This is a genomic window from Cetobacterium sp. ZWU0022, from assembly GCF_000800875.1.
Classification (GTDB): Bacteria; Fusobacteriota; Fusobacteriia; order Fusobacteriales; family Fusobacteriaceae; genus Cetobacterium_A.
The window spans coordinates 1-371 of record NZ_JRJZ01000135.1; the positions used below are offsets into that span (position 1 = coordinate 1).

The 371-nt window shown below is 27.5% G+C and carries 1 protein-coding gene; it reads left to right on the plus strand.

Going from position 1 to position 371, the window contains the following annotated elements; translation table 11 throughout:
• Window positions 1–10: 10 nt before the first annotated feature.
• Window positions 11–371: recombinase family protein (locus L988_RS10600; protein WP_047384105.1), on the plus strand; the 361-nt coding region annotated here is incomplete at its 3' end.

Consider the following 371-nt stretch of genomic DNA (forward strand, 5'->3'; position numbering starts at 1 on the left):
AGGAATAAAAATGAGAAAAATAGGGTATATTCGTGTGAGTTCTGAAGATCAAAATTTAGCGAGGCAAAAACAACAACTTCTAGAAATTGGGATGGATATTATTTTTGAAGAAAAAATTTCTGGAGCTACAATGAATAGATTAGAATTACAAAATATGTTGAAAGAAATTGAATGTGGAGATGTTATTTATGTAACTGATTTAACAAGAATTACTCGTAGTACTCATGATCTATTTTTATTAATAGATTTAATTAGAGGAAAAAAAGCATATTTAAAATCTTTAAAAGATACTTGGTTAGATTTATCTGAAGAAAATCCGTATAGTCAATTTTTAATAACAATAATGGCGGGGGGTAACCAACTTGAAAGAG